Raw genomic sequence first — 26,477 nt, forward strand, 5'->3', positions numbered from 1 at the left:
TTCATGCTCCTTCAAAATGGCTAATTTCTCTTCCACGCAGTACTCATTTATTTTGGACATGAAAAAAAACTCCCCTTGATAAACAGGTTTTATTATTTCACCTGTCTACCTAAAGGGGAGCATATCACTGCTGGTTGGCTTTTTATTATACTGACTTAAGACAATTTCCTTGAAATAACATGACAATTGGACTTGCTGCATAAGGTTAAGAAAAGTGGTTGGACCTTTGGAGTAAAGGAATGATTATCATGCCGCATTATTATTTCAGCGAAATCTGGACGCCCCTAAGATATGTAGGTATCCGCCTGTTCAGGGACGGTGATCGGGAAGTATGGATCAAAATTGGGAACCGGAAGAGACGCAGACTGCGTTCCAAATCTTAAATTAAACAATGAATCGGCAGCCCCAGAGGCTGTTTTTTTGACAACATAAGTAAATTTTGTGTATTCTTTATGGATTGATAGAAGGAGACTCGTGTAATAGAGTTGCATGAGAGTATGGAGACACGTCGGGTTGAAGGGGAGAAATAACGTTGTCAGTTGCAAAGGATAGTTATGCTCATTATCCGATGATAAAGATTGCAGCAGGAGAGGTCGCCTTAAGGGACGATCGGAAAAAGACGCAATGGATGGAGCAGGTGAATTCCTTTATGCTCGCACCGGTTCCGGTTACGAATGAGTTGTATTGCGCTGTTGTGCAACGGCCTATTGGATCGGATGTCCGTCTTAGAGCCCCGGTAGTGGAAGTGTCATGGGAGGAGGCCATCCTTTTTTGCAATTTGTTTTCCCGGGAGTCGGGTCTGCAAGAATACTATATTACAAATGGCGGCGAGCATGTCGATTGTAACCTGGAAGCCAATGGCTATCGACTCCCGACGGAAGCAGAGTGGCAGTATGCATGCAAAGCCGGGACAACCGGGTACCGATACGGCGAGCTTGATGCGATCGCTTGGTACCGGGACAATGCGGGGGGCAAGGTGCAGGAGGCAGGCAGCAAGCAGCCTAACGCATGGGGACTCCATGATATGCTGGGCAACGTATGGGAGTGGTGCTGGGATCTCTATGATGTGAACGTCTACGGATCCTATAGAGTATTCCGTGGCGGGAGCTGGGCGGAGGAAGCCAGAGGCTGCGGAGCGACATGCCGCCGCCGCAGCCATCCGACGTTCCGTATCGATGATCTTGGATTTCGTGTTGCGAGGTCCTTACTATAATGAAGGCGATCCTATGAAAAAAATCCTCATTATTGGAATCGTTGCCAGCGGCAAAACGACGTTAGCCAAGCAATTGTCGCAAACGATAAGTATACCCTGGTATGAGCTGGATTGTGTGGTATATCATCAAACGCCGGAAGGACGAATCAAACGTACAGCGGATGAGCAGCTTGTGGTGATTGAAGAGATTAATCGCAATGAAACCTGGATATTTGAGGGGACTGATAGGGATTCCTACCAATGCCTGTATGAGATGGCTGACACAATAATCTTTCTTGATCCGCCGTTATGGAGACGGAGAGTCAGAATATTTACCCGCTTCTTAAAGCAGAAGCTTGGCATCGAGGCTTGTCACTATCATCCCGATTTGAAGATGTTGTATATGATGTATGTGTGGACTCGGGACTTTGAGAGGGATAGAGAGAGATTTGAAGCCAAGCTGCATAGCTATCAATCTAAAATGATCAAGCTGTCCCACAATAACAATTTGCAGGAGCTGCTGAAGCGATAGATCAGCAGCTCCTTTTTATTAAGGAGTGAAGCAGATATTGTCTTCTTTTTACCAAACCGGGATGGTACTATTTAACTAATTATATGAAATCGTTAACAAATATGATAAATTTTCGCCGTGAATGGCATCTGTAGTAGAGAGGATCATTTTGATAGCAGCCAAGAAGGAGTGGGATGAATGGAAGTAAGTCATGCAAGCTCGATGACGGCGGTCTTTCGCGAGGCGCTGGAGAGATTTGTAGAGAAGATTAAAGGCGATGACCAGGTGATCGCCGCGATTCTGCTCGGCAGCATGTCCTACGATCAGGTGTGGGAGAAGTCGGATATCGATCTCAAGCTGATCGTCCATGATCAGAAGCTGGGGACTGGCTATACCTGCTTTGTCGAAAATGATATTCCAATCAACGCCAGCATTCAGACACGCAACGAGTTCAAGCGTTGGATGGAGAGCTCAATGCAAAGCGCCTTCAGTCACTCCATGCTGGTGCGAAGCACGCTGCTGTTCACGAAGGATGAGTCGATCACCGAATATATGGAGCAAATCCGCCATGTCGGCAAGCGGGATCGCGAGCTTCATCTTGTTCTGCTAGGCTGCCATGCCTTGGGAATGCTTGCCAAAGCGGAGAAATGGCTGTACGTCAAGGACGATATGATCTACAGCGCCGCATGGGTAATCAAGATGGCGGATGTGCTGGCCCAGATCGAAGTAGTCTTTCAGGGGGAAGTTCCCATGCGCGAGGTCGTTCAGCAGGCGCTCCGCTTCAACCCGGACTTTTTCAATGTGGTCTATACGGAAATGGTAGGCGCAGAGGTGAATCGGAGCAAGGTAGAGGCCACATTGCGACTTGTTGATGGCTATTTGAAGCAGCGGGCGGAAGCGATGTTCCAGCCTATCATTTCCTACTTGAAGGAAGAGGCGGATATCCGCACCGTTACGAATCTGTTTATGAAATTCCGCATGCTTATCCCGGTAGAGGCGGGCCCTATGGCATCTGCTTGTGACTTGCTTGCCGAGCAAGGCTTGATTACAAAGTGGGAATCCGAGACGAAGGCTACGCCGAAGAGCAGAGTGCCGCTGCTTGAGCCTGCTTATGCGTACGATAACGATGAAATGGAGATGTGGATGAACGGATGAAAACATTCATTGAGGTGCGCGGAGCCAGGCAAAACAATTTGAAAAATATCGACGTCAATATCCCGAGGGACAAGCTAACGGTCATTACCGGCGTTAGCGGCTCGGGCAAATCATCGCTCGCCTTCGATGTGATCTATGGCGAGGGTCAGCGGCGGTTTCTGGATTCGCTGTCTACATACGCCAAGAGCCGGATGAGCCAGGTGAAGAAGCCGGAGGTTGACTTTGTATTCGGACTCTCCCCGGTCATTGCCATCGAGCAGAAGAAGGGCATTCTCAATCCGCGCTCTACAGTCGGGACGATGACGGATATCTATGATTTCTTGCGGCTGCTGTTCGCCTCGGCAGGCGAAGCGAGCTGTCCGCTATGCGATCATCCCATTCCGATCCGATCCTCCTTGCAGATGATTGAGCATATTCAGAAGCTGCCTGAAGGGACAGAGCTGGAGGTGCTGGCGCCGTTATACAAGCTGTATGGAGAGACGTATGAGACGACCTTTGATGAGATCCGTGCCAAAGGATTTCGGACGCTCCTCATTGACGGCGAGCGCACCAATCTGACCGATCATGTCGAGCTGGAGGAAGAAGCCGACTACCGGATTGAAATTGTGGTCGATAAGGTGATCGTCAACCCAGATATTTATAAGGTGCTGACCAAGACGATTGAGAACAGCCTGAGCCTGGTCGGCGAGGGCTTCATCCGTTTCGAGATTATTGCGGTTCCGGATGGCACGACATTCGATGCGGAGAAGTTCTACGACCAATTCGCCTGCCCGGAGCATCATCTGACGATGGGCGAGCTTCAGCCCCATTATTTCTCCTTTAATGATAACGACAGCGCATGCCGAACCTGCGGCGGCCTTGGCACGTTCATGAGAGCGGAAGCCCGGTTTCTGGTACGGGATAAGAATAAAAGCATTCTGGCTGGCGCAATCGAACCCAAGTTGCTCAGTAAGTCTAGCAAAGGCACCTGGATCTGGTCGCTGGTGAAGTGCATGGCGAAGCATTACGGCTTTGATCTGAATGTGCCCCTGAAGGACATGCCAGCACCTGTGCAGGACAAGTTGTTTTATGGGACGAAAGGAGAGAAGTTTCCGTTTATCGCCGACGAGAGCTCAAGCAAGACACAATTCCGGCATGACGGCAAGATGATGACTTTTGCCGGATTCGTACATATCATCAACTGGTGGTACAAGCTGTTCTTGAAGCGGCAAGGCAGTCAGGGAGAAGCGGATTTCTATAAAAAAATGATGATTGAGCATACCTGTCCAGATTGCGAGGGGAAGAAGCTAAAGCCCCAGCGGCTTTGCGTCCGCATCGGCGGCGCCGATATTCATGAGATGAGCGTGATGCCGCTGAGCGAGCTGAAGCATTTCCTTGAGCATTTGACCTTTAGCGATACGAAGGCCCGTGTCGGCGAACAGATTACGAAGGAGATTCTGACGCGTCTGGACTTGCTGCTGGATATCGGGCTTCATTATCTTAGCCTCGGCCGGCGATCCGATACGATATCGGGCGGTGAGGCGCAGCGTATTCGTCTGTCTACCCAGATCAGCTCAGGCCTGATGGGGATGCTGTATGTGCTCGACGAGCCCAGCATCGGACTCCATGCGAGAGACAGCGACCGCATGATCAACACGCTGAAGAAGCTTCGCGATCTGGGCAATACCATTATCGTTGTGGAGCACGATATGGATACGATCCTTAGCGCCGATCATATCATCGAGATTGGGCCGGGACCGGGAATCAGCGGCGGACAGTTGATTGCGGCAGGCTTGGCGGAGCAGCTTGCGGCATCGCCGGAATCGGTCACAGGCGCATACCTGTCCGGCGCAAGGATGATTGGGATTCCTTCTGAGCGGCGGCCATTGACCGGGAAAGCGATTCAGATTCGTGGAGCGCGAGCGAATAATCTGCAGCATGTGGACGTGGATATTCCGCTTGGCGTTCTTGCCTGCATCACAGGCGTGTCGGGCTCAGGCAAAAGCACGTTAGTGAACGAAGTGATGTGCAAGCAGCTATTCTCCATCTTCCACGACGCCCGAATCAAGCCGGGCGAGCATGACTCGCTAATGGGGCATGAGCATCTGACAGGCATTATTACGATTGATCAATCTCCAATCGGACGGAGCACTCGCTCCAACCCGGCGACCTATGTCGGATTGTTCGACCGGATACGTGAGCTGTACGCAGAGGAGGCCGAGGCGGCTGGCAGCAGGCTGACTAAAAACGATTTCAGCTTCAACCAGAAGAATGGCGGACGCTGCGAGAATTGCCAAGGGGAAGGCATCGTTGTGACACAATTGATGTTCATGCCGGATGTCGAGGCGATCTGTCCAGTGTGCAAAGGGACAAGGTTCACGGATGAGGTGCTGGAGATTAAGCTTAAGGACAAGCATATCGCCGATGTGCTCGCTATGAGCATTGAAGAAGCGGTGGGCTTTTTCGAGGGACAGACTTATCTTCAGCATAAGCTGAAGGTGCTTCATCAGCTTGGTCTTGGCTACTTGAGGCTGGGGCAATCCTCGACAACGCTCTCCGGCGGCGAAGCGCAGCGGATCAAGCTGGCCTATGAGCTGGGCAAGCTGAAGCGGGGCAGCCATAATCTGTACGTGCTGGACGAGCCGACAACAGGTCTTCATCTTAGCGACATCCAGAAGCTGATTGATTGCCTCCAGCAGCTTGTCGATGCCGGACATTCGGTTCTGGTCATTGAGCATCATCTGGATTTGATCAAGGTTGCAGATTATGTGATCGATATGGGTCCTGACGGCGGGAGCAATGGAGGCCAGGTAGTGGCAACGGGCACGCCTGAGGAGGTAGCGCGGGTGGAGCGATCGCTTACCGGGAAGTTTCTGGCCCGCTCGTTAGAGCCGCATCAGAGAGAGAGCGATGTGAAGGACGGCCAGCTCACACACTAGACAGTTGAACAATAAATGGATAGATTCATGCGCAAGCAGGGAGGTTTGATTCATGCCAGCCAAACGGAAGGAAGCGGCTTCATCCAGCGGGAGCAAAGCGAAGTTATCCGGTACGGAGCAAGTGGAAGTCTATATGAGAGAGCTGGAGCATCCTCTGAAGCCAGAGATTGAGGCGGTTCGCAGCATTATAAAGGGCGCGCGTCCGGGAATAGGGGAGCATATCAAATGGAACGCGCCAAGTTTTCATGATGAAGGTGAGGACCGGATTACATTCAACCTGCGCAAGCAGGATTGCCTGCTGCTGGTCTTCCATACCGGAGCGAAAGGAAAGGATAGAGCAGCAGGCGGGCCGCTGATCACGCTGCACAATATGGAGAATATACGTGCCAAGGAAATGCAGCTAGTCGAAGTCATTCACAAGTGGCTGGATGCGTAGTTATAGATTTGGATGCCGAAAGAAGGGTATTTGAATGAATAGGAAATTAATATTAATCATCGTTGGCGTTATTCTAGCATTCGCAATTCTATATGGGGTAGTCGGTTGGCAAATAGGCGAACGAAGCAAAGAGATCATCGAGATGGGGATGAAGTCATCAGATCAGCAACGGCAATATGCCAACTATATGACGGAGGAAGTCTATCAGCAGCTGCATCCAGTGCCAAGAGGGATGACCAACTATAGCGGCTCCTATCAACCGGAGCACCATGATTACGGCATCATCGGTTTCCCCATCCATCTTTTTGGTGTAGCGAGTGTAAAGGTGAGCAATTATTACAATGACGGTTCGCTTGGCTTCAATGAGGAGGTTCATCTGCGCATTCGCTGGAAGGGCGGCAAGTGGATCGCGACTGATGTCAACATTAAGGCGTAGAGCAGCAAAAATCGATCCCGTTCGGGGGTCGTTTTTTTTTGTGTTCGTTTATCCGATGAAGCGGATGATATGTAGACGGAATGAAAATTCTTATTGACATTGATAATAGTAATCATTACAATCAAAATGAAAAATGATCGTAATAATTACTATTAGGGAGAGAGTGCAACAATGAAGAAACGACAAAAGCTTGGTCTATTGGCTGCTTTTTTGGTCATAGCATTGCTGGCTGGATGCAGCAGCAACAAGTCCGGCGCGGAGGGGGCAAGCGAGATCATATACGCTACGGCGAAGGATATCAATGATATGAATCCCCATCTCTATTCGGGATCGATGGCCGCACAAGGGATGGTCTACGAATCGCTGGTGGAGCACACGAAGGATGGAATTAAGCCCCTGCTTGCAGAATCATGGGACATATCCGACGATGGAACAGTCTATACCTTTCATTTGAGAAAAAACGTAACGTTCCATGACGGAGCGCCGTTTAACGCTGAAGCCGTGAAGCAAAATATCGAAGCCGTACAGCGCAATGCCGGCAAGCATACTTGGATCAAGCTGTCCACGAAGCTATCCGCCATCGATGTCATCGATGAGCATACGGTCCGTCTGACTTTGGATGAACCGTATTACCCCGCTCTGCTAGAGCTGTCTATGACTCGCCCTTATGTATTCCTATCCCCAAATGACTTTGTGAACGGTGAGACGAAAGATGGCGTATCGGGCTACAACGGCACAGGACCTTATCGACTGGCTGAGCATCTGACGGATCAGTACGCCCATTTCCTTGCGAACGACCGGTATTGGGGCGGGGCGCCGCAAGTCAAGGCCATTACAGCCAAGGTGCTGCCTTCGGGCGAGACGACTTTGCTGGCTCTTCAGAAGGGAGAAGTCAACTTTGTCTTCACCGATGATAGAGGCGCCGATAGCATCGATGTGGAGGCCATGGAGCGGCTGACGCAAACCGGAGACTATCAGATCGTCCGCAGCGAAGCCATGAACACCAAGATGATTGTTGCCAATAGCAGCAGATCGGATAGTCCGGTCAGCGAGAAGGCGGTTCGGGAGGCTCTCTGGCATACTGTCGATCGCGAGACGATTAGCCGAACTATCTTCAGCGGAACAGAGTCGGCGGCGGACACGTTGTTCTCCTCTAACGTCCATTATGCCGATGTAGAGCTGCAAAAGAGAGCTTTTGATCCGGCCGAGGCAGCTAGGCTGCTGGAGCAGGCCGGGTGGCTGAAGGAAGACGGCAGTGACATTCGGGCAAAGAACGGACTTCCGCTAACGATGAAGCTGTATTATGACGTCAACTCCTCCTCGCAGAAGACGCAAGCGGAGCTGCTTCAAAGCGAGACGCTCAAGAGTGGCATCAAGCTGGAGCTGGTCGGCGAGGATTCCACCTCCATTGCGAAGCGGAGATCCGCTGGTGATTACGAATTGCTGTTCAATCAAACCTGGGGCCTTGCCTATGATCCCCAAAGTACGATTGCCGCATTTGCCTCAGAGTCGTCGTATCGGCATACAACAAGCGGCATTCCACAGGCGGAGGAGCTGTACCGGAAGATAGACGAAGTGATGATTTCAACAAACGAAGATACACGAAAGGAACTTTATGCCGATATCTTAACGATCGTGCATGACGAGGCGGTGTTCATCCCGCTTACGAATGGCAGCGTGACGGTTATCGCCCCCGCTTCGCTGAAGGGCGTATCCTTCAAGCAAACGCAATTTGAACTGCCGTTCGAAAGCATGTTTTTTGAATAGTGCCGGGGTGACAAACTGATGAGCCATTATATCGTTAAGCGAATTGCCATGACGCTGCCGCTGTTGCTGGTCATATCCTTTTTGACTTTTGTGCTGAACCATCTGTCTCCTATGGACCCTGCCGAGGTTGTGCTCCATGCGCAAGGAGTTCCGGTTCTGACGGAAGAACTCATCGCCGAGACGAGAGCGAAGCTCGGCATGGACCGCCCTTTGCTCATCCAATATGCCGATTGGCTGCTTGCTAGCCTTCAGCTTGATTTTGGCCATTCCTTTGTTACGGGAATGCCAGTCTGGTCGCTGCTAGGGCCCGCTTTTCTCCATACAGTCAAGCTGACATTGGTTTCTTCGGTATTGATTATGCTGATGTCGATTGGACTTGGGATCATCTGCGCTTTGCGGAGCGGCAGATGGCTGGATATCTCCGTACGGAGCGTGTCGTTTCTGTTATCCTCGATGCCGGCTTACTGGCTTGCCGCGTTGCTCGTCTGGCTCCTCGCCGTCCGGCTGGATCTGCTGCCGACCAGCGGGATGAACGGGCTCAACAGCTACATTTTGCCGGTTATGGTTATCGTAGCAGGGTATGCAGGCATTTATTTCCGCATGATCCGAAGCTCCATGCTAAGCAATATGAATGAGGATTACGTCTTATACGGGAGGGCCTGCGGCTTGCCGGAGAGCAAAGTAACGATGAGCATCTTGCGGAATTCCATGCAGGTCGCCATATCGGTGTTCGGAATGGCCATTCCCGTTATATTGGGAAGTACGGTTGTGGTGGAGAACGTCTTTGCATGGCCTGGACTCGGCACGCTTACGGTCAAATCGATCCTGAGCCGGGATTTCCCGATGATCCAAGCCTATGTCTTAATCCTGGCGGTCGCTTTTGTCCTGTTCAATACGGCTTCAGACGTCATGAATGCCCTGTTAAATCCTAAGATGAGGAAGGAACTAAGATGAAGGTGCTTGTACATATTATGAGGGACAAATGGTCGGCTGTATCGTTTGCTGTCATCTCGGCGACCTTATTGCTCGGCCTGTGCGCCCCGCTTATCGCGCCTCATCCGCCGAATGAGGTCCATATGGATCTGCGTTTCGCAGGGATGTCGTGGCAATATTGGCTCGGCAACGATCATCTTGGACGCTGTGTGTTATCCCGTCTCATCTATGGCATACGTCCGAGCGTGCTGGGCGTGCTTGCGGCTTTGGCCGCATCTGTAGGCATCGGGGCGATTGCCGGTTTTGCCGCCGGTTACTTTCGAGGGAGGGTCGACGCTGTCCTGATGAGAATTTGCGATTGTATGCTATCGTTCCCGGGGTATGTGATGACACTTGCTGTTGTGGGTATGCTGGGAGCGGGGTTAACCCATATTCTTATAGCTTTTGTGCTCATGAAATGGGCATGGTTCGCCCGGGTGATCCGTACTGCTGTTATGCAGGTTGCGGAAGCCTCCTATGTCCAGTTCGCCAAGACGCTCCGTACGAGCCACCTCAAGATTATGGCGAAGCATATTCTGCCGGTTGCGCTTCCGGATATCGCCGTCATCTCCAGCAGCTCGTTCGGCTCGATGATCTTGCAAGTCTCCGGTTTGTCGTTTCTTGGCCTCGGTATTGAGGCGCCGCATGCGGAGTGGGGGATGATGCTGAATGAAGCCAGAACGGTCATGTTCTCCAGACCGGAGCTGATGCTGGCGCCAGGCCTTGCGATTATGGTTGTCGTATCGGCAGTGAACTTCTTGTCCGATTCGCTGCAGACGCTGCTGGATCCCAAATTAATGCATGCCGGGCGACAGAAGAAAGCAGGCTTCGGAGCAGCCTTGCTTGCCAAAGCAGCCCGGAAGGAGGCGGTGTAGCATGGCAGGGAATGTGCTGGAAGTGAAGCATTTGAGAATATGGGAGAGCCGCACCGGCAAGGTGCTTGTGCCGGACAGCTCCTTTCGTCTGGCGAAGGGAGAATGCCTCGGCATTGTCGGGGAGAGCGGCAGCGGCAAGTCGCTTACGTGCAAGGCTATTCTTCGGCTTCTGCAAGGCGGGCTAAGCCAGTCGGGAAGTATCCTCCTGAATGGAATCTCTCTGGCAGGGCTCTCGGAGAAGGAGATGCGCACCGTCAGAGGCAAGCGGCTGTGCATGATTATGCAGAACGGCATGCGCGCTTTCGATCCTTCCCGGCCGGTAGGCGCTCACTTGCGGGATACAATGTCGGTACATGGCGATTGGAGCAGCATGGAGATTGAAGAACTGCTGCATGAAGCACTGATGAGCGTTGGGCTGAATGATCCTGTGGTTGTCTTGGGTCGATATTCGCATGAGCTGTCCGGGGGCATGCTGCAAAGGCTGATGATTGCACTCGCCCTTGCGCTTAAGCCCGATGTGATCATTGCCGACGAGCCGACTACGGCGCTGGATGCTGTTACGCAATTCGAGGTGATGGAGCAATTCGTACAGCTGCGCGTTCTTACAGGCAGCAGCATGCTGTTCGTATCCCATGATCTGGGCGCAGTGAAGCGCATTGCGGATCAGGTCATTGTGATGAAGGACGGGGAAATTGTGGAGCAGGGAACGCCAAGCGAGCTGTTCACCCGTGCGGAGCATCCGTATACTCGGCAGCTGGCTGCCTCCAAGCTGCCGCTTCATCACCATTACATGAAGCTGATGGGAGGCGCTGGATTTGCTGAACGTTGAGGGTGTATATAAGTCGTACCGCAAAGATGGCTGGTTCGGTCATTCACGCCATCAAGTGTTAACCGACATCAGCTTCGAGTGGAGGAAAGGTGAATGTCTCGGCATTATCGGCGAAAGCGGCAGCGGAAAATCGACGCTGGGGCGTCTCTTGCTTGGTATTGAGAAGCCGGATAGCGGCATCATCTCATTCGGCGGCAAGCCGGTTGCTGGCCGGAGGTCGGGAAGAGTCGGCCTAAGTGCTGTATTCCAGGACTATACGTCATCGATTAATCCGTTTTTCCATGTCCGTCGGGCGATGCTTGAAGTGCTGCCCCGTGCATCAGACGATGAGCTCGAAGAGCGGCTGCTGCAGGTGGGACTGGATGCTTCCTATCTGCCGAAGTATCCCCATGAGCTATCTGGCGGAGAGGCGCAGCGGGTATGCATCGCCAGAGCTGTTGCAACGGGATCGCCTTGCATCTTGCTGGATGAAGCAATCAGCTCGTTGGACGGGTCCGTGCAGATGCAAGTACTTGAATTGCTAAAGGGCTGGAGAGAGAAGCATGGAACGGGCTACATCTTCATCACTCACGATATCCAGGCGGCGGCGTATTTGTGCGACAGGATTATGATTATCCGGCATGGCCGAATCGAGGAGATGGTCGATGCCGCCGATCTACAGCATGTCAAATCTCTCTACGCGCAAGAGCTGCTGCGCAAGGTCTTGTTATGACGAGGCGATGGAGCGGCTTGCAGGCTAGTGCCTGGAGGAAGGAGGGAAGGCTGTGAAGGGCGCATTGTCCTGGCCGTTTCTCCGGCTCTATGTGTTGACGCTGTTTTATTTTAGCGCCAATTCGATTATGAACGTGATCATTCCTCTAAAGGGTGAAGCGGCAGGCGCATCCAACCTGACAATCGGCATCATTATGGGCGCTTATCTGTTCACGACGATGTTTTTGCGCCCATGGGCAGGTTATCTGATCCAATTTCACGGGCCGGTGAAGGTGCTGCGTGCGATTCTGCTTCTGAATGGTGTGGCGCTTGTGCTATATGCCTTTACCGGGCTTGGCGGATATTTTGTTGCGCGGGTGCTGCAAGGGGTATGTACAGCTTTTTTCTCAATGGCGCTGCAATTGGGCCTCATTGACGCCTTACCTGACAAGGATCGGTCGCAAGGCATATCCATGTATTCGTTATGCTCTTATTTGCCGGGAATCATCGGGCCTCTGCTGGCGATCGGCATCTGGCAGACGGGGCAGATGAGCGTACTCGCGGCAGTGATGATAGGGATTGCGGTATTGACAGGAGCGGCAGGCTACTCGGTACGTATGGAGCATCAGTGGGATCGGGCGGCTGGCGATTGTGAGCAGCGGAAGCAAGGGCTTAGCATGTGGACCTCGTTTAGCCAGCTTGTGACGAATCCGTCTTTGTTCAAGAGCAGCTCGCTGATGTTAAGCGCTTCTGTGGTATTCGGAGCGGTGACCGCTTTCGTGCCCTTGTATGCGGTTCATGTCCAAGATGGCAGCGCAGCGGTCTTTCTGATGATTCAGGCGGCGGCAGTCGTGGCGGTTCGCTTGCTATTCGGCAAAAAAATCCCTTCTGACGGCAAGTGGCATTCTACTTTCATGATTACGGCTATGCTGCTGGTTGCCGTGGCTTCGCTTAGTGTGAGTCTGGCGGCATCGTCAGGCGCGGTGCCCTTTTATGCCGGGGCGATAAGTATGGGCATCGCCCAAGCATTGCTATATCCGGCCCTAACCACCTATCTCAGCTTCGTCTTGCCCAAGGAGAACCGCAATGTTCTGATGGGTTTGTTTATCGCGACGGCTGATATGGGCGTATCGCTGGGCGCTATCGTAATGGGTACGGTATCGGACTGGTTCTCTTATTCTTTCATGTATATGATGTGCGCGATTCTAAGCGCGGGGATGGCGGTTGTTGCTTTCGACCGGAACGTTAAGCCTTTGAAGATGAAGGAACATTAACGCTGCGGGTACAACTAAATTAATAGAATGGACGAGCCTGCTATTCTTTGAATAGCGGGCTATTTTTATTCGAATTGTACGATTGCAAACTTTTTTCTTATGAAATAAAATCATCGTGTCGATTTATTCGTTATTCATTCGTCGTGTACATAGAAGCCAGTTTATATTCAGGAGGAATGCGCATGCATTACGCAATATCGAAGGACGGAACGAAGATCGCTTATGACCAGACAGGAAAGGGCCCTGCGCTCATATTGATATCGGGAGCATTCGGCTATCGCAAATTCGCGGATGTGGCCAAGCTTGCAGCCCTGCTGTCAGGACGATTCACTGTATATAACTATGATCGCAGAGGCCGCGGCGATAGCGGAGATGCGAAGCCTTACGAGATAGAGAGAGAAATCGAAGATTTGGAGGCTATGATTCAAGCGGCAGGCGGATCGGCCTATGTGTGGGGATTGTCCTCGGGCGCCGTTCTATGTATGCAGGCCGCTGCTAGAGGCGTGCAGATGAAGAAGCTGGTGTTGCACGAGCCGCCGTTTGTCGTAGATAAGGCCGACAGGATCGTTCCTGAGGGGTTTGCAAGACAGGTGACGGAGCTGGTTGCCGCTGGGAAGCGGGCGGAGGCGGTCCGCTACTTTATGACCAAAGGGATGGGAGCGCCTGTGTTCGTCGTCCGTCTGATGCGCTTGATGCCGGGCGTATGGTCCACGCTAACGGGGCTGGCCCACACGCTGCCGTACGATGCGGCATTGCTGGACGGGCATATGGAGGGCAAGCCGCTGTCTCCTGCGATGTGGCAAGGGGTTGCGATGCCTGCGCTGGTGCTGGAGGGTACGGAAAGCCCGGCTTCTCTGCGCCGGGGCGCTCAAGCGACGGCCGCCGTTCTCCCAAATGCGAGACTTGTCAGCAAGAAAGGGCTCGGCCATACGAAAAAGTTGAACGCAGCCATGATCGCTTCAGAGCTGGAGGCCTTTTTTCTAGCATAAGTAACGTGACGGTCATTCGGTTTAGAAGGATGCATACAACGGTTGTCAAAAATAGTAACATAGTTGGTATAAAAAAAATTCCGAATCTGTCGATTTAATCAATCATGATTCGTTGTGTAGATAGAAGCATCCAGAAATAACGGTCTAAGGACTGGATAGCGATGCTGATCAACATTTTGGGAGGAATAGATATGAGATTTATGATGATTGTAAAAGCGACTGCGGATTCAGAAGCCGGAGCAATGCCTAGCCAGGAGCTCATTGATGCTATGCAGAAGTACAACGAGGAATTGGTTAAGGCGGGAGTGCTGCTTGCGGCAGACGGCTTGCAGCCAAGCTCGAACGGCATTCGGATCTCCTACCCGGAACCGGGCGGGAAGCCGAAGGTGACCGACGGTCCTTTTACCGAAGCGAAGGAATTAATTGCGGGGTACACGCTCATCGAGGTCAAGTCGCGGGAAGAAGCAATCGAGTGGGCGCTGCGCATGCCGGACCCGCATGGATTCGGACAAGGCGAGATTGAGCTTAGACAGGTATTCGATGTCGAGGACTTGATGGAGGACCCTGAGACATTGGCGAAGGAAGCGGCGCTTCGGAAGCAAGTGGAGCAGCAGAGGAACGCGTGAGCCGCGCATCAGCCCATCGCACCATTGATGCGATCTGGCGCATGGAATCGCCAAAGCTGATTGCAAGCCTTACCCGCATGGTGCGCGATGTCGGACTGGCGGAGGACTTGGCGCAGGACGCTCTGGTTATTGCGCTGGAACGGTGGCCGGAGAGCGGCATCCCGGATAATCCGGGCGCCTGGCTGATGACGACAGCCAAGCGGCGCGCCATCGATCTGCTGCGGAGGAACAAGGTCGGCGAGCGGAAGTACGAGGAGCTTGCCCGCCATGCCAGCTTGTACACCGAGGCGGATATTGACGGGGCGATAGACGGGGAGATCGGCGATGATCTCCTGCGTCTGATCTTCCTCACCTGCCATCCGGTATTGTCGCCGGAGGCTCGCGTAGCGCTGACGCTGCGATTGCTCTGCGGGCTTACGACGGATGAGATCGCCCGGTCTTGCCTTGTGGCCGAGGCGACCATTGCCCAGCGTATTGTACGAGCCAAGCGGACGCTGAACGCCAAGCGGGTTCCGTTCGAGGCGCCAGAGGGCGAGGAGCTGAAGGAGCGGCTCTCCGCTGTGCTGGAAGTCATCTATCTCATGTTCAACGAAGGGTATTCCGCTACTTCGGGAGAGAACTGGATACGTCCTCTTCTATGCCAGGAAGCGTTAAGGCTGGGACGCGTTCTTGCCGAGATCGCCCAGGATGAGCCGGAGGTGCACGGGCTGGTCGCTCTTATGGAGATCCAGTCCTCTCGCTTGAAAACAAGAGTAGGCGCAGGTGGAGAGCCTGTTCTTCTCAAGGATCAGAATCGCTCCCTGTGGGATCGTCTGCTTATCCGCCGCGGGCTTGCGGCGCTGGAGCGCAGCCGGAGGCATGGCAGGACGCTAGGGCCATACTCGCTCCAGGCGGCGATTGCCGCCTGCCATGCAGAGGCTGTGTCGGTGGAGGATACGAATTGGATCCGGATAGCGGCTCTGTATGAAGCGCTGTCGCGAATCTCGTATTCGCCGATTGTGGAGTTGAACCGTGCGGTTGCCGTGTCCATGGCTTTTGGTCCTGCATTCGGACTTCAGATTGTCGATGCGCTGCATAACGAGCCCCTGCTATATGGGTATCATTTGCTGCCAAGCGTGCGCGGCGATCTGCTGATGAAGCTGGAACGATATGAGGAAGCCATTGTGGAGTTTGAGCGCGCAGCGGGCATGACGAGGAACGAGCGGGAGCGGATGCTGCTGTCGGAGCGTGCAGCCGAATGCAAGCAGAAATGCCAAGCACGGAGTAGAGGCGGTGTTGATTGATGCGTTTTATGGTCATGGTAAAAGCAACGGGTTATTTTGAGGCGGGGATACGGGACGGCAGGGAACATTCCGGAGCGAAAGACGCCTTCTTGAAGAACCTGCAGGATGCAGGCGTTTTCCTGTCTGCGGAAGAGCTGCTGCCAAGCTCAAGCGGAATAAGAGTTGTATTCCCGCCGGGCGGCGGAGCGCCTGCTATGCAATCAGGCCCTTTTTTGCCGGAGCAAGAATGGATTGCCGGTTATACGGTCATTGACGTGGACACGGAGGAAGAGGCGTTGAAGTGGGCGCTTCGCATGCCGCTCCCCCCGGAGCAAGGCGAGCATGTGATTGAGGTTCGAAGGCTGGCATCCAGAACGGATTACGTGCTAGATGCGAGAACTCAGGCTATGAAGGCCGATCTGCAAGATCAGTTAAGTCTATTGCATCCATAACGAAGGAGAGAGTATTTATGAATCAAGAGATCAAGGATTTTATCGACGGACTGAAGGAAGCATGGCAGCAAGAACTGAGCATCGAGCTGCGCAGCGTTGTCTATCAAGCGATACCGGACGCGCAGGAGCGTCTGCAGTATAAGAAGCCGCATTTTCTGAAAAACGGAAAGTACGCCGCCGTAATTTCCACCTCCAAGGATGCTGTCAGCTTTACCATCTTCCATGCAACCGGACTTGAGCTTCCTGAAGGAGAATGGGACGGCCCTGCTGAGCGCAAGACGCGAAAGTTCCGCAAAGGGGATGCCATTGAAGCGAATCAGCTCTCTGCATGGCTTGCGCAAGCATCCTCGTCCATCTAACCGTTTACGAAGGCAAGGCAAATTACCGGATGCTTTCCTTCAGCGTTGTTGCAGGACGATCCATCAGCCGCTCCAAATCTCCAGTCGTGGAGGATGTGTGGGTGCTGCGGAGAAAGCCGAACATCCAATGCTGAAGCTCAGCGTCTTGTACCACAGAGACTGGCTTGCCTCCAAGCTCGGACAGAGCGCCGGCCAGTTCCTCGAAGGTCCACGCTTTCGGCGCGGTCAACTCATACGTGTGATGTTCGTGGCCGGGACTGGCCAGCGTCGTGGCAATTGCAGCTGCGAGGTCAAGGTGAGTGACGGTGTTAAAGCGCCAATCTCCGGGTTGGACCCGCAGCTCGCCTTTTGCCATTGCCGATTGCAGATCAAGAATTTCAACGAAATCGGTATATAGCGCTGTCAATGCTGGATTTAGGGGAATAAACGTTGGTCTTCAAGGTCAAAGTAAGCGGTATAGTAGAACGAGAGAGTCATTATTTTTAATTTGGTAACAGTACCAAATGTCCGCCTAAATGAAATTATTCTGCGTGATTGTGTATACAAACGAAAATATACACGGAGGTACTGTAATTACGTCATCAAGGGCGGTTTTTTCCAATAATCATGAAAGAAACCAGATGTTACGGGCCGATATGCTGTTTTCATTGACACAACCACAAGCGTTTGTTATGCTCCAATTAATTAGGCATCTGTTCTAACATTTAAATTTGGTAACGTTACCAAGTTGACATCCAAGTGTCAGGGGGAATGGAAAGTGGCATCCAAACAGCTGGAGAAGGAAATCGCATTATCGAATATCATTCATAAGCCGCTCAAGATTGATGAGAGGGCATCGCTTGAAGCGGACAGCCTGAAGAAGAAGGTGCTGGATCGTGTCGTTATCTTGGACTCGAAGCATGGCGAGGACCAGTGGAAGCATAGAGGCGACGGTGAATCCCGCCTGATAGAAGGCGGTATGCTGGAGCTGACCTCTCCGAACCTGATGGATCATTGGCCGGAAGGCTCCCCTAGCGATGGCGACTACAGCACATATGGATCAGTAGCGGCATACCGCTCCTTTGAGCATGAGAACTGGGAGAGCTACAATCGCATCTCCTTCGAGATCTACCCGGATTGCAGCGGCATGGCGAATCCTCATATCAAGGTAGCTATTCGCAATGACGGCAAGATTAAAATTCCCGATATGTATGACCGCGAAGGCTTTAACGTGATCAATTTGAAAAATAAAGAGTGGAATCAGTGCTCGATGGAAATTCCCGATCTGCCGAGGGATGAAATTACCGAGCTGAGCTTCAAATACGATATGTACGGCAAAGATCGGGCAACCGGGGATACCGTTAACTATTTGATCAAAAACGTCTATCTGGAAAGGGTAGAGTATCCGAACATCTCCAAGGGCTGGCAGCCGCGCCATAAAGATGTCATCTTCTCGCATAACGGGTATCATCCTGAGCATGCCAAGACCGTTCTCATTGCAGGCAAGCGCGAGGCTTCGTTCAGCGTCATGCTGCTGGAGACGGGTGAGGAGAAGTTTAGCGGTCAGGTACAGGGGACAGAGACAACGATCGGCTCCTTCTCCATTGCCGACTTTACTCCGCTTGCGGAAGAGGGAACCTATATCATTCGGATTGGCGACCTGATCTCGAAGCAGTTCCGAATCGGCAACAGCGTGGATCGTTGGGAGGATTCCATCTGGAAGTCGCTCAACTTCATCTATTGCGAGCGCTGCGGCTGCCCGATTCATGGCATTCACGGATCTTGTCATGAGGATATTACGGCGAGGCATAACGGAGGCATGATCATCTTCAATGGCGGCTGGCATGATGCCGGAGACGTCTCCCAGCAGCTGGTGCAGACGGCTGAGGTGGCGTTGTCGCTGTATGAGATGGCGGAGCAGGTGAAGGATCATAACCTGCCGCTCTATCTGCGATTAGTAGAAGAAGGGGAGTGGGGCGTTGACTTCCTGCTGAAGACCCGGTTCGGCGACGGCTATCGCGCCACAAGTGCGGGTATTCGAATATGGTCGGACGGTATAATCGGGAACATGGACGATATGTATGCCCGTGTCCACAACAATCCGTATGAGAACTTTTTCTGTGCCGGTATTGAAGCGAAAATCTCCATGCTGATGGAGGAAGGCCATATTCTGAAGGACAAGCTGGCACAGGTCGCCGTACAGGACTTCCGCTATGCCGTCGAAGAATTCGAGAAGGACGGCTTCTCCCGTCTTCCGATCTTCTGGGAGCATACCTATATGACCTCGGAGAGCTTGTTCCTGGCTACCGCTTCATGGGCGGCTTCCTTGCTGTTCAGCTTGACTGGCGAAGAGGAGTATGCCCGCAAGGCCGAGCGTTACCTGGACGATGTCATGGCATCCCAAGAGACGGAAGGCATCCGTACCGATGCGGGTGAGGTTGTGTCGGGCTTCTTCTATCGCAATCCGGAGAAAAAAGTGGTGATGCACTTCAACCACCAGGCAAGAGAGCATCTTTATTTAATGGCCTTGAGCGAAATTATCGGCTCGCAGCCGGATCATGAGAAGCTTGCAAGCTGGATGGGCGCAGTGGAGCATTACGGCTCCTATATCAAGTTCCTGACAGCCTATACGGCGCCATATCCGATGATTGCAAGCGGCATCTATCATATCGACGAGCATAAGGATCAGGCGAGCTTCGACGTCCAGCACTTGCTTGTGGGCGACCAAGCCAAGGAGCAATATGGCGAGCAGCTTCAGCAGGCCGTTCGCTTGAATGATGAGTATTACTTGAAGCGATTCCCTGTCTGGTTCTCCTTCAAGGGCAACAATGCGATTGTATTATCTACAGGCAAGGCTGCGGCGCTGGCGGGTATTCTATTGAATGATCAGAAGCTCATCCAGATCGCGGAGGAGCAGCTGCACTGGATCGTGGGCAAAAACCCGTTCAACCAATCTCTTATGTACGGAGAAGGCTATAACTTTGCCCAGCAATATACCGTCTTGAGCGGCGAGATGGTCGGCGAAATTCCGGTAGGCATTCAAACCTTCGAGAACGAGGATGTCCCGTATTGGCCGCAGATGAACAGCGCGACCTACAAGGAAGTGTGGGTCGGACTGGCGGGCAAGTGGATGACGCTGGTGGCGGATCTCTACGCCTATGACAAGCAAAAGTAGGAGCGGCTTAAACTGCTCTATTAAAAAAGTATATATCATCATGTAAGCCCCGGCGGGCGGTTATTCCATTCCGTCAGGGGCTTTTTTCGATATAGGGGAATTGGATGCGCAAGCTTAGCATCAATGCAAGGAGTCACAATACTGTCGAACTTCCAGCCAAGAATGACTCGAAAGAGTCATAGGAAACAGAGAGGCCTTATTGCTACAATCGGATTGTTGCAACAGAGAGGCCAAGGTGGTGATGGTATGTGGAGCATGAACATGAAGCAAATTATAGTCTTTTTCGTCTTTGTCCTGGCTCTCGTCGGTTGCTCAAGCGAGCAGCCTGTCGATCTGGAAAATGTTGAAGCCAAGCTGACGACGACGCCGGAGGTGATCACAGCGGGCAGCCCGGCAGCGCTTCGCGCCACGTTCACGGGTATGACGGTATCGGATGATGCGAACGTCACCTTTGACTTCCGAACGGAAGCGAAGCCTGTTCTAGTAGATGCGGTCAATGAAGGCGGAGGCGCATTTACGGGTTCGTTCACCTTCCCTGAGAAGGGCATTCAGACGGTATATATTCATCTTTATGTAGATGACATTCATTTGACGGAGAAGGTATGGGTGGAGGTCAAATGATCCCATCTCTCTTGAGGTGGAGCATTCTGATCCTGGCAGCCGTCCCGCTGTGGTTGCTTCCCGGGTCTGTTCATGCCGAAGCCGTGAGCTTGCAATCTATCGTGGACGCGGCTAGTCCCGGCGAGACGATTGAGCTCGAGCCGGGGGTATACAAAGGGGCTGTAACGATTGATAAGCCGCTTACTGTGAAGGCCGCAAGGGAAGGCGAAGTTATTTTGCGCAATGACACCGAGCAATCTGCACTGCGTATCGAGGCTAGCGGAGTGAGGGTCGAGGGCCTGCGCATTGAGGATGAAGTGCTTAAGGAAGAGCCGACTATATGGGTTGCAGGGAGCGGCACCCGGCTTGATGGGTTGTACATCCGAACGGGAGCAGACGGCATCGCCGTGCGTGATGCGGATGACGGGGAGATTGCCCGCACGACAATTGAATGGGCTGTAGATGGGGTGCGCACGGCCAGCAAGGGCAACGGTATTGATCTGTACAATGCCCATCGCTGGAGCTTGACTGATAACCGCATATCGGATGTGCATGATGGAATTTATATGGAGAACAGCGATGATGCCGTTGTATCTGGCAACCTGATCGAGCGCTCCCGTTACGGCGTTCACTGCATGTATACCGAGGGAACCGTGATAGAACGCAATGAAGGCAAGCTGAATGTAACGGGTGCAATGGTAATGACGGCCCGCCGGGTTGAGGTTCGCGACAACCGCTTTTCCAAGCAAAGCGAAAATGTGAATTCACAGGGCATATTGCTCTATGATGCTCATGATTCTGTGTTCGCGGGCAACATCGTGGAGGGCAACCGGGTAGGTTTTTATGTAGAGCAATCCACGGGCAATCGGCTGGAGCAGAACCTGGTGTCTTACAACTTTATCGGCCTGCAATTAATCAGCTCTTCCGGAAATTCTTTCTCTAATCATTTGTTTCTGGGCAACGTCTCGGACGCGCAAGCGCGCGACAGCCATGACAATGATTTGAGCGGAAATTATTGGGACAGCTTCCGGGGCGTTGATGCGGACGGAGACGGTTATAGCGATCTGACCTATGCGATCAATCCCTTTTTCCAGAGCCTGACGCAAAAACGAGCGCCGTTTCAGCTGTTTTTTCAATCGCCAGGCATGGTGTTCCTGGAGGAGCTCTTTCAGACAGATCGGGCCAACTGGTCCTATGATGGAGAGCCGCTTATGGCTCCGCCCTTTGATATGAAACTGGGTGAGCAAAACTCCAGCCGATCAGCTCCCGGCATGATCGGATTTGTGCTGCTGCTTGGTTCGTGTGCACTATTTTATAGGATGAGGAGAGAAAAAGAATGAAAAAGAGAATGGGGTTTTTATTGGTAGGCTTGGCAGCGATGCTTATGCTGCTTGCCGCTTGCGGCGGGGAGAAGTACGAGCCGCAGGCGATTAATGAAGAAACGGATGTATGCGCCATCTGCAAGATGGCTATAAAGGACGACCAATATGCTACGCAAATCGTTACGAAGGACGGGCAATCACTGAAGTTTGACGATATCGGCTGCCTGAATCAATGGAAGACGGAAAACGGAACCGATACGATCGGAGCAGAGTTTGTTCGCGATTATAACAGCAAGCAATGGCTCCGTTATGAAAAAGCTTATTACGCTTACGACGCCAACTACAAAACGCCGATGGCATATGGGATCGTATCCTTTGAGAAGAAAGCGGATGCGGAAGCCTACATCGCCGAGCAAGGTGAGGGTACGCTGATGACAGCCGAAGAATTGTCCAGTCATTCGTGGGAGGTTAACCGCGAGATGATGGATATGGGAGATATGCATGGTCATGAGGACGGAGGACATGCGTCGTGACGGAGACGGCATATGTAGCAGCTAGAGAAATGAAAATCGGTTTTCGCAATCCATGGGCCTATTCCTTTACGGCCCTTTTTGCACTATTTATGCTTAGCCTGCTATTGATTCACTCGCAAGGATATGTGAAAGGCTATTCCGGCATGAGCGGCACGATGCTGAATTTGGCGCTCTATCTGCTGCCATTAATGGCGCTTATGCTTGGTTCGTTCTCCTTAACGGGCGAGAAGGAGGAAGGCAACTGGGAGCTATTGTCGACCTATCCGCTAGGGACGGGAGCATTCCTGATCGGCAAGTATATCGGGCTTGCTGCGGTTATGCTGGCCGTTGTCGCGATGGGCTTTGGCATCTCCGGCGTCGCTGGTTGGCTGTTGGGCGGAGGGTGGGACACGTTCACGTATGTCCGTCTGCTCTTTTTTTCGGTTATGCTGTCGTTGTTTTTTCTCGGCATCTCCATGATGGTCGGCACGTTAGCGCGCAATCGGTGGCAGGCGCTCACTATATCGGTGGGCGTCTGGTTTTTCGCCATCATCGCTTGGCCGTCTCTCCTTATTGCGGCGCTGGGCATGATGCCGTATATGTGGATCAAACCGTCCGTCGTCGCCCTGACTTTTTTGAATCCGGCGGAATTGACCCGCTTGTTCACCGTTGTGAAGCTGGGGGGAGGCTCTACCCTCGGTCCCGAGTATTACGACTGGATGGCCTGGATCGGCTCTTCCTGGGGGATGCCGGTATTCGCGGCGGGCGCAGTTGCCTGGATCGGCATGACGCTGGCGGCTGCGTATGTGGTGTGGGAAAGGAGGAGAGGGCGTGTTTGAGACTTTTGTTCATATGGACAAGGTGCACAAGTCCTTTAAGGGCAAAACCGTCATAGAAGAGCTTCATCTAAGCATCTCACGAGGCGAATCGGTCGCCTTGTGCGGCGGCAATGGCGCGGGCAAGAGCACGCTGCTGCGCATGCTGGCGGGGATTATGCGTCCTACCTCGGGTACAATAGCGGTCAATGGACTGCGCTGGGGGGACGACAGACGGCGGTATGCCCGCCAGATTGGCTTTATGCCGGATGATTACCGCTTCACACCGGGGCTGACTGCGATGGATACGATGATTTTCTGGGCCAAGCTGCGTGGACTGGGCAAGAAAAGCGCGGCGGATGCGCTGGACTTGGTCGGACTGTCGGATACGGGGAGCAAGCCGGTCGCCTCTTTCTCCAAGGGGATGCGCCAGCGCGTATTATTCGCCCAAGCCATGCTGGCTGAACCTCCGCTTATGATGATGGATGAACCGACGAACGGGCTTGACCCATACTGGATGGAGTCATTCGTCGGATTGGTGCGGGAGGCGTCAGCCCGCGGTCAAACGATCTTGTTCTCGACGCATCAGCTGCAGATTGCCGAGGCGCTGGCGGACCGGATTGTGTTTTTGCGAGACGGACATATCGTACTGGATGGACGCAGGGAGGATATTCGCGCCGCGTATGGCGATGCTGGCCTGCATGAAGCATTCGGGCAATTATTCGGCCTATCTTCTGCGCATGGAAGCGGGGTGTAGGGATTGAACGTTTTTCGCAAGGCATGGATTCAGTATGTTGTGTTATTGATATTAGCTGCAGGAGCGGTGTATGCGTGGATTGCCGTAAGATCAGATTCCCCTGGAGTTGCCTTGCCGGGTCATGAGGCGCCAGCGTTCCAATTGGTTAATCTGGAGGGCAAGAAGGTAGCATTGTCGGATTATAAGGGCCAAGGCATAATGATCAATTTCTGGGCGTCTTGGTGCAACCCGTGCGTGAATGAGCTGCCTCTGTTGAACGAGGCTTATAAGCTGTCTGGCGTTCAGATGCTGGCTGTCAATGTCGGGGAAGATGCGGCAGCGGCTCAGAAGTTTGTCGAGCGGTATGAGCTCCAGTTCCCCATTGCGCTGGACCCGGAGATGAAGCTTAAGTCTGCTTATAAAATCATCGGATTGCCGCTAACGGTGCTTATCGCACCGGATGGGACCGTACTGGAGAGACACCAAGGCGAGCTGACGGATATGGCGGATATTATGGGGCTGATGAATCGGTTAAAGGAAGGATAGGAGAATTGGACATGACATACAAAGGAATCAAATGGCTTATTCTGACCATTCCCACCTTGACCATAGGCATCTGGGAGTACGTACGCCATGAATTTCTGCTGCCTTATATTTCGATGGAGCTGGGCAACTGGCTTGCGCCTGTTATCGTACTGCTTGTTTCGTTGTTGTTTTTGACTCAATTGTTTCGCATGATCGAGCAGAGCCAGGAGGAGCTGAACCGTGCCAAGGCCGTTCAAGCTGCGCTGGAGGAGAGGGAGAAGCTTGCGCGAGAGCTGCATGACGGCATCGCACAATCCCTGTTTTTCTTGAATGCGCAGATGGACGGCTTGGAAACGTTGAAGCTGACCGAAAACCCCTCCTGGCAAAAGCTGAAAGAAAGCGTGCATCGGACCAACGATTACGTAAGGCAGGCTATAGCCAATTTGCGGCATGCTGCCAGCATGAACGCCATTCCGTGGCTGCAGTCCGTGGACAGCCTTATGAATGAGCTGCGCCGCGAGACGGAATTGCAGTTCGACACCGCTTGGTCCATTCCGGAGCAGGCGCTAACCCCCAAAGAAAAGGTGGAGCTGCTGGCTATTATCCGGGAGGCGCTGCTTAACATTCATAAGCATGCGAAAGCCGCGCATGTTCAGATAAAGGCCATTCCTACAGATACAGGCTGGTGCTGCCGGATAACGGACGACGGCAAAGGGTTTCTGCCGAAGGATGAGGAGAGATCCGGTCGATATGGACTGAAAATGATGCGGGATCGTGCCAGAGCGATGGCTTGGCAGCTGAATATTCGCAGCTGCCCGGGGGAGACGGCGGTTGTGATTCAGAGAGGGGGAGGCGGCCATAAGAAAGTTCCAAGTGATGGTCATTGATGACAGTGCAGTAGCAAGAGAAGGCATACGGATCATTCTGGAGAGCGATCCCGCCTTTGAGATCGTGGCAGAGGGCAGCAGCGGAGAGGAAGCGCTTGACCTGAGTGAAAGATGGATGCCGGATTTGATCCTAATGGATATCCAGATGCCGGGGATGGGCGGGCTTGAAGCGACCAAGCAGCTGAAGGAGCGTTACCCTTATTTGAAGGTCGTCATGGTGACGGTGTCGGACGATATCGCCCATTTGTTCGACGCCTTAAAGAAAGGGGCGCAGGGTTATCTGTTGAAAAACTTGAACCCTCAGGCCTGGCATGAATATTTGAAGGCTATTGCTGTTGATGAGGCGCCTATGACTCGTGAGCTTGCCTTTAGAATATTGAAGGAGATGTCGCCTGTGGGCGTCGACGAGTATTATGTCAGTCCTCTAACAAGCCGGGAACAGGAAATATTGAGTCTGGTGGCCAAAGGTCTGAGCAATAAAGACATTTCGGTTCAACTGGATATTTCGGAGCATACGGTCAAAAATCATCTCAAAAACATTCTGCAAAAGCTGCATCTGGAAAACAGAGTTCAGCTTGCAAGGTATGCTTATGAGCAAGGCTGGATGGGAAGGCGGTAGCCATCATGACTACACAGAAACAAGGCTGTCCGCGGAAGGACAGCCTTTTATTTATTGAAGAGATGCCAGCCAGGTTGTCATGGTTATGATTTCATCCTCGGACAGCCGCCCTTCGAATGCGGGCATACCCCTGCGTCCGCTTGCGATCATTGTGTACAATTGCTCCTTGCTCATCTTGGCGCCAACATGCGCAAGAGCAGGTCCGATTTGTCCTTGCAGCTCCGTGCCATGACAAGACATGCACATGCTTTGGTACATTTGCTGAGCGGCCTCAGCGTCAACAGGTCTGTCTTGAACGGTGAAAGCTGAGCCGTTATTTCCTTCTTGTGTTTTTTCGGGCAATTGCGTAGCAAGCAGCAGGACGGCCAACAATCCGGCAATTCCGGTTAATCCGGCCATGATCCATTTTGACATGTTCATCCTCCTTGCCTTTTTCATTATCTTAGCAAGTGAGAAGAGAACCTTTCTATAGCTCAAAAGGGTTATGGGGAGGCTATGGACGACGAATTCGTATCCAATTATGTCAATAAGATGAACGAAGTCGTAAGGAACGATGGCATCATA

Annotated in this window: 28 protein-coding genes; 26 read left to right on the forward strand and 2 right to left on the reverse strand. The window is 52.6% G+C overall.

Features of this window, described 5'->3' with window-relative positions:
* The first annotated feature begins 568 nt into the window (after positions 1-568).
* The 17 genes from D3P07_RS04890 to D3P07_RS04970 all read left to right on the forward strand — a co-directional run bounded on the left by D3P07_RS04890 (position 569) and on the right by D3P07_RS04970 (position 16,743).
* The gene (locus D3P07_RS04890; protein WP_119799956.1) at positions 569-1,213 is read left to right on the forward strand and encodes a formylglycine-generating enzyme family protein; all 645 of its coding nucleotides are present in this window, start codon (positions 569-571) and stop codon (positions 1,211-1,213) included.
* 13 nt (positions 1,214-1,226) lie between these two features.
* Positions 1,227-1,724, forward strand: a complete 498-nt coding sequence (locus D3P07_RS04895) for a P-loop NTPase family protein (protein WP_119799001.1) — start codon at positions 1,227-1,229, stop codon at positions 1,722-1,724.
* A gap of 177 nt (positions 1,725-1,901) precedes the next feature.
* The gene (locus D3P07_RS04900; RefSeq protein ID WP_119799002.1) at positions 1,902-2,858 is read left to right on the forward strand and encodes a nucleotidyltransferase domain-containing protein; all 957 of its coding nucleotides are present in this window, start codon (positions 1,902-1,904) and stop codon (positions 2,856-2,858) included.
* A complete protein-coding gene (gene uvrA, locus D3P07_RS04905) occupies positions 2,855-5,776 on the forward strand; it encodes an excinuclease ABC subunit UvrA (protein WP_119799003.1) in 2,922 nt (973 codons plus the stop codon). Before D3P07_RS04900 ends, uvrA begins: the two co-directional genes overlap by 4 nt.
* Positions 5,777-5,828: 52 nt before the next feature.
* On the forward strand, positions 5,829-6,212 hold the full coding sequence (locus D3P07_RS04910) for a DUF1801 domain-containing protein (protein WP_119799004.1): 384 nt from the start codon (positions 5,829-5,831) through the stop codon (positions 6,210-6,212).
* Between the two features lie 34 nt (positions 6,213-6,246).
* Positions 6,247-6,648, forward strand: a complete 402-nt coding sequence (locus tag D3P07_RS04915; RefSeq protein WP_119799005.1) for a hypothetical protein — start codon at positions 6,247-6,249, stop codon at positions 6,646-6,648.
* Between the two features lie 171 nt (positions 6,649-6,819).
* Positions 6,820-8,415 (forward strand): staphylopine-dependent metal ABC transporter substrate-binding lipoprotein, encoded by a 1,596-nt coding sequence (cntA, locus tag D3P07_RS04920; protein WP_119799006.1) that lies wholly within the window; start codon positions 6,820-6,822, stop codon positions 8,413-8,415.
* An 18-nt stretch (positions 8,416-8,433) separates the two neighbouring features.
* On the forward strand, positions 8,434-9,369 hold the full coding sequence (gene opp1B, locus D3P07_RS04925) for a nickel/cobalt ABC transporter permease (RefSeq protein WP_119799007.1): 936 nt from the start codon (positions 8,434-8,436) through the stop codon (positions 9,367-9,369).
* The gene (gene cntC, locus D3P07_RS04930; RefSeq protein WP_119799008.1) at positions 9,366-10,262 is read left to right on the forward strand and encodes a staphylopine uptake ABC transporter permease subunit CntC; all 897 of its coding nucleotides are present in this window, start codon (positions 9,366-9,368) and stop codon (positions 10,260-10,262) included. The genes opp1B and cntC overlap by 4 nt, the downstream gene beginning before the upstream one ends.
* A gap of 1 nt (position 10,263) precedes the next feature.
* Positions 10,264-11,091 (forward strand): staphylopine uptake ABC transporter ATP-binding protein CntD, encoded by an 828-nt coding sequence (gene cntD / locus D3P07_RS04935; RefSeq protein WP_119799009.1) that lies wholly within the window; start codon positions 10,264-10,266, stop codon positions 11,089-11,091.
* Entirely contained in the window at positions 11,078-11,803 is a 726-nt protein-coding gene (locus tag D3P07_RS04940) for an ABC transporter ATP-binding protein (protein ID WP_119799010.1), read from the forward strand. Before cntD ends, D3P07_RS04940 begins: the two co-directional genes overlap by 14 nt.
* Before the next feature lie 52 nt (positions 11,804-11,855).
* Positions 11,856-13,055, forward strand: a complete 1,200-nt coding sequence (gene cntE / locus D3P07_RS04945) for a staphylopine family metallophore export MFS transporter CntE (RefSeq protein ID WP_119799011.1) — start codon at positions 11,856-11,858, stop codon at positions 13,053-13,055.
* A gap of 182 nt (positions 13,056-13,237) precedes the next feature.
* The gene (locus D3P07_RS04950) at positions 13,238-14,044 is read left to right on the forward strand and encodes an alpha/beta fold hydrolase (RefSeq protein WP_119799012.1); all 807 of its coding nucleotides are present in this window, start codon (positions 13,238-13,240) and stop codon (positions 14,042-14,044) included.
* A 191-nt stretch (positions 14,045-14,235) separates the two neighbouring features.
* The gene (locus tag D3P07_RS04955) at positions 14,236-14,670 is read left to right on the forward strand and encodes a YciI family protein (RefSeq protein WP_119799013.1); all 435 of its coding nucleotides are present in this window, start codon (positions 14,236-14,238) and stop codon (positions 14,668-14,670) included.
* Complete coding sequence (locus D3P07_RS04960) at positions 14,667-15,953, forward strand: RNA polymerase sigma factor (RefSeq protein ID WP_119799014.1); 1,287 nt, start codon at positions 14,667-14,669, stop codon at positions 15,951-15,953. Before D3P07_RS04955 ends, D3P07_RS04960 begins: the two co-directional genes overlap by 4 nt.
* Positions 15,953-16,384, forward strand: coding sequence for a YciI family protein (locus D3P07_RS04965; protein ID WP_119799015.1), 432 nt, complete (start codon positions 15,953-15,955; stop codon positions 16,382-16,384). The genes D3P07_RS04960 and D3P07_RS04965 overlap by 1 nt, the downstream gene beginning before the upstream one ends.
* Before the next feature lie 17 nt (positions 16,385-16,401).
* On the forward strand, positions 16,402-16,743 hold the full coding sequence (locus D3P07_RS04970) for a DUF1801 domain-containing protein (protein ID WP_119799016.1): 342 nt from the start codon (positions 16,402-16,404) through the stop codon (positions 16,741-16,743).
* Positions 16,744-16,765: 22 nt separating this feature from the next.
* On the opposite strand, the gene D3P07_RS04975 is transcribed toward D3P07_RS04970, so the two are convergent.
* The gene (locus tag D3P07_RS04975; RefSeq protein ID WP_147384481.1) at positions 16,766-17,098 is read right to left on the reverse strand and encodes a Rossmann-fold NAD(P)-binding domain-containing protein; all 333 of its coding nucleotides are present in this window, start codon (positions 17,096-17,098) and stop codon (positions 16,766-16,768) included.
* Between the two features lie 402 nt (positions 17,099-17,500).
* On the opposite strand from D3P07_RS04975, the gene D3P07_RS04980 reads away from it, so the two are divergent.
* The 9 genes from D3P07_RS04980 (at position 17,501) to D3P07_RS05020 (ending at position 25,913) form a co-directional block, all read left to right on the forward strand.
* Positions 17,501-19,897 carry a glycoside hydrolase family 9 protein gene (locus D3P07_RS04980; protein ID WP_119799018.1) on the forward strand — a complete coding sequence of 799 codons (2,397 nt, stop codon included), beginning with the start codon at positions 17,501-17,503 and terminating at the stop codon, positions 19,895-19,897.
* A 261-nt stretch (positions 19,898-20,158) separates the two neighbouring features.
* Positions 20,159-20,518, forward strand: coding sequence for a putative periplasmic lipoprotein (locus D3P07_RS04985; RefSeq protein ID WP_119799957.1), 360 nt, complete (start codon positions 20,159-20,161; stop codon positions 20,516-20,518).
* Complete coding sequence (locus tag D3P07_RS04990; RefSeq protein ID WP_119799019.1) at positions 20,515-21,837, forward strand: right-handed parallel beta-helix repeat-containing protein; 1,323 nt, start codon at positions 20,515-20,517, stop codon at positions 21,835-21,837. Before D3P07_RS04985 ends, D3P07_RS04990 begins: the two co-directional genes overlap by 4 nt.
* Positions 21,834-22,352, forward strand: coding sequence for a nitrous oxide reductase accessory protein NosL (locus D3P07_RS04995; protein WP_119799020.1), 519 nt, complete (start codon positions 21,834-21,836; stop codon positions 22,350-22,352). The genes D3P07_RS04990 and D3P07_RS04995 overlap by 4 nt, the downstream gene beginning before the upstream one ends.
* Positions 22,349-23,170 carry an ABC transporter permease gene (locus D3P07_RS05000; RefSeq protein WP_259391363.1) on the forward strand — a complete coding sequence of 274 codons (822 nt, stop codon included), beginning with the start codon at positions 22,349-22,351 and terminating at the stop codon, positions 23,168-23,170. Before D3P07_RS04995 ends, D3P07_RS05000 begins: the two co-directional genes overlap by 4 nt.
* Entirely contained in the window at positions 23,163-23,903 is a 741-nt protein-coding gene (locus D3P07_RS05005; RefSeq protein WP_259391364.1) for an ABC transporter ATP-binding protein, read from the forward strand. The genes D3P07_RS05000 and D3P07_RS05005 overlap by 8 nt, the downstream gene beginning before the upstream one ends.
* Positions 23,904-23,906: 3 nt before the next feature.
* Complete coding sequence (locus D3P07_RS05010; protein ID WP_259391365.1) at positions 23,907-24,428, forward strand: redoxin domain-containing protein; 522 nt, start codon at positions 23,907-23,909, stop codon at positions 24,426-24,428.
* Positions 24,429-24,439: 11 nt separating this feature from the next.
* On the forward strand, positions 24,440-25,294 hold the full coding sequence (locus tag D3P07_RS05015) for a sensor histidine kinase (RefSeq protein ID WP_119799021.1): 855 nt from the start codon (positions 24,440-24,442) through the stop codon (positions 25,292-25,294).
* Complete coding sequence (locus D3P07_RS05020; RefSeq protein ID WP_119799022.1) at positions 25,284-25,913, forward strand: response regulator; 630 nt, start codon at positions 25,284-25,286, stop codon at positions 25,911-25,913. The genes D3P07_RS05015 and D3P07_RS05020 overlap by 11 nt, the downstream gene beginning before the upstream one ends.
* A 51-nt stretch (positions 25,914-25,964) precedes the next feature.
* On the opposite strand, the gene D3P07_RS05025 is transcribed toward D3P07_RS05020, so the two are convergent.
* On the reverse strand, positions 25,965-26,327 hold the full coding sequence (locus D3P07_RS05025; RefSeq protein WP_182914184.1) for a c-type cytochrome: 363 nt from the start codon (positions 26,325-26,327) through the stop codon (positions 25,965-25,967).
* Positions 26,328-26,477: the final 150 nt, after the last annotated feature.

Origin of the sequence: Paenibacillus sp. 1011MAR3C5 (genome assembly GCF_003591485.1) — a bacterium.
Classification (GTDB): domain Bacteria; phylum Bacillota; class Bacilli; order Paenibacillales; family Paenibacillaceae; genus Pristimantibacillus.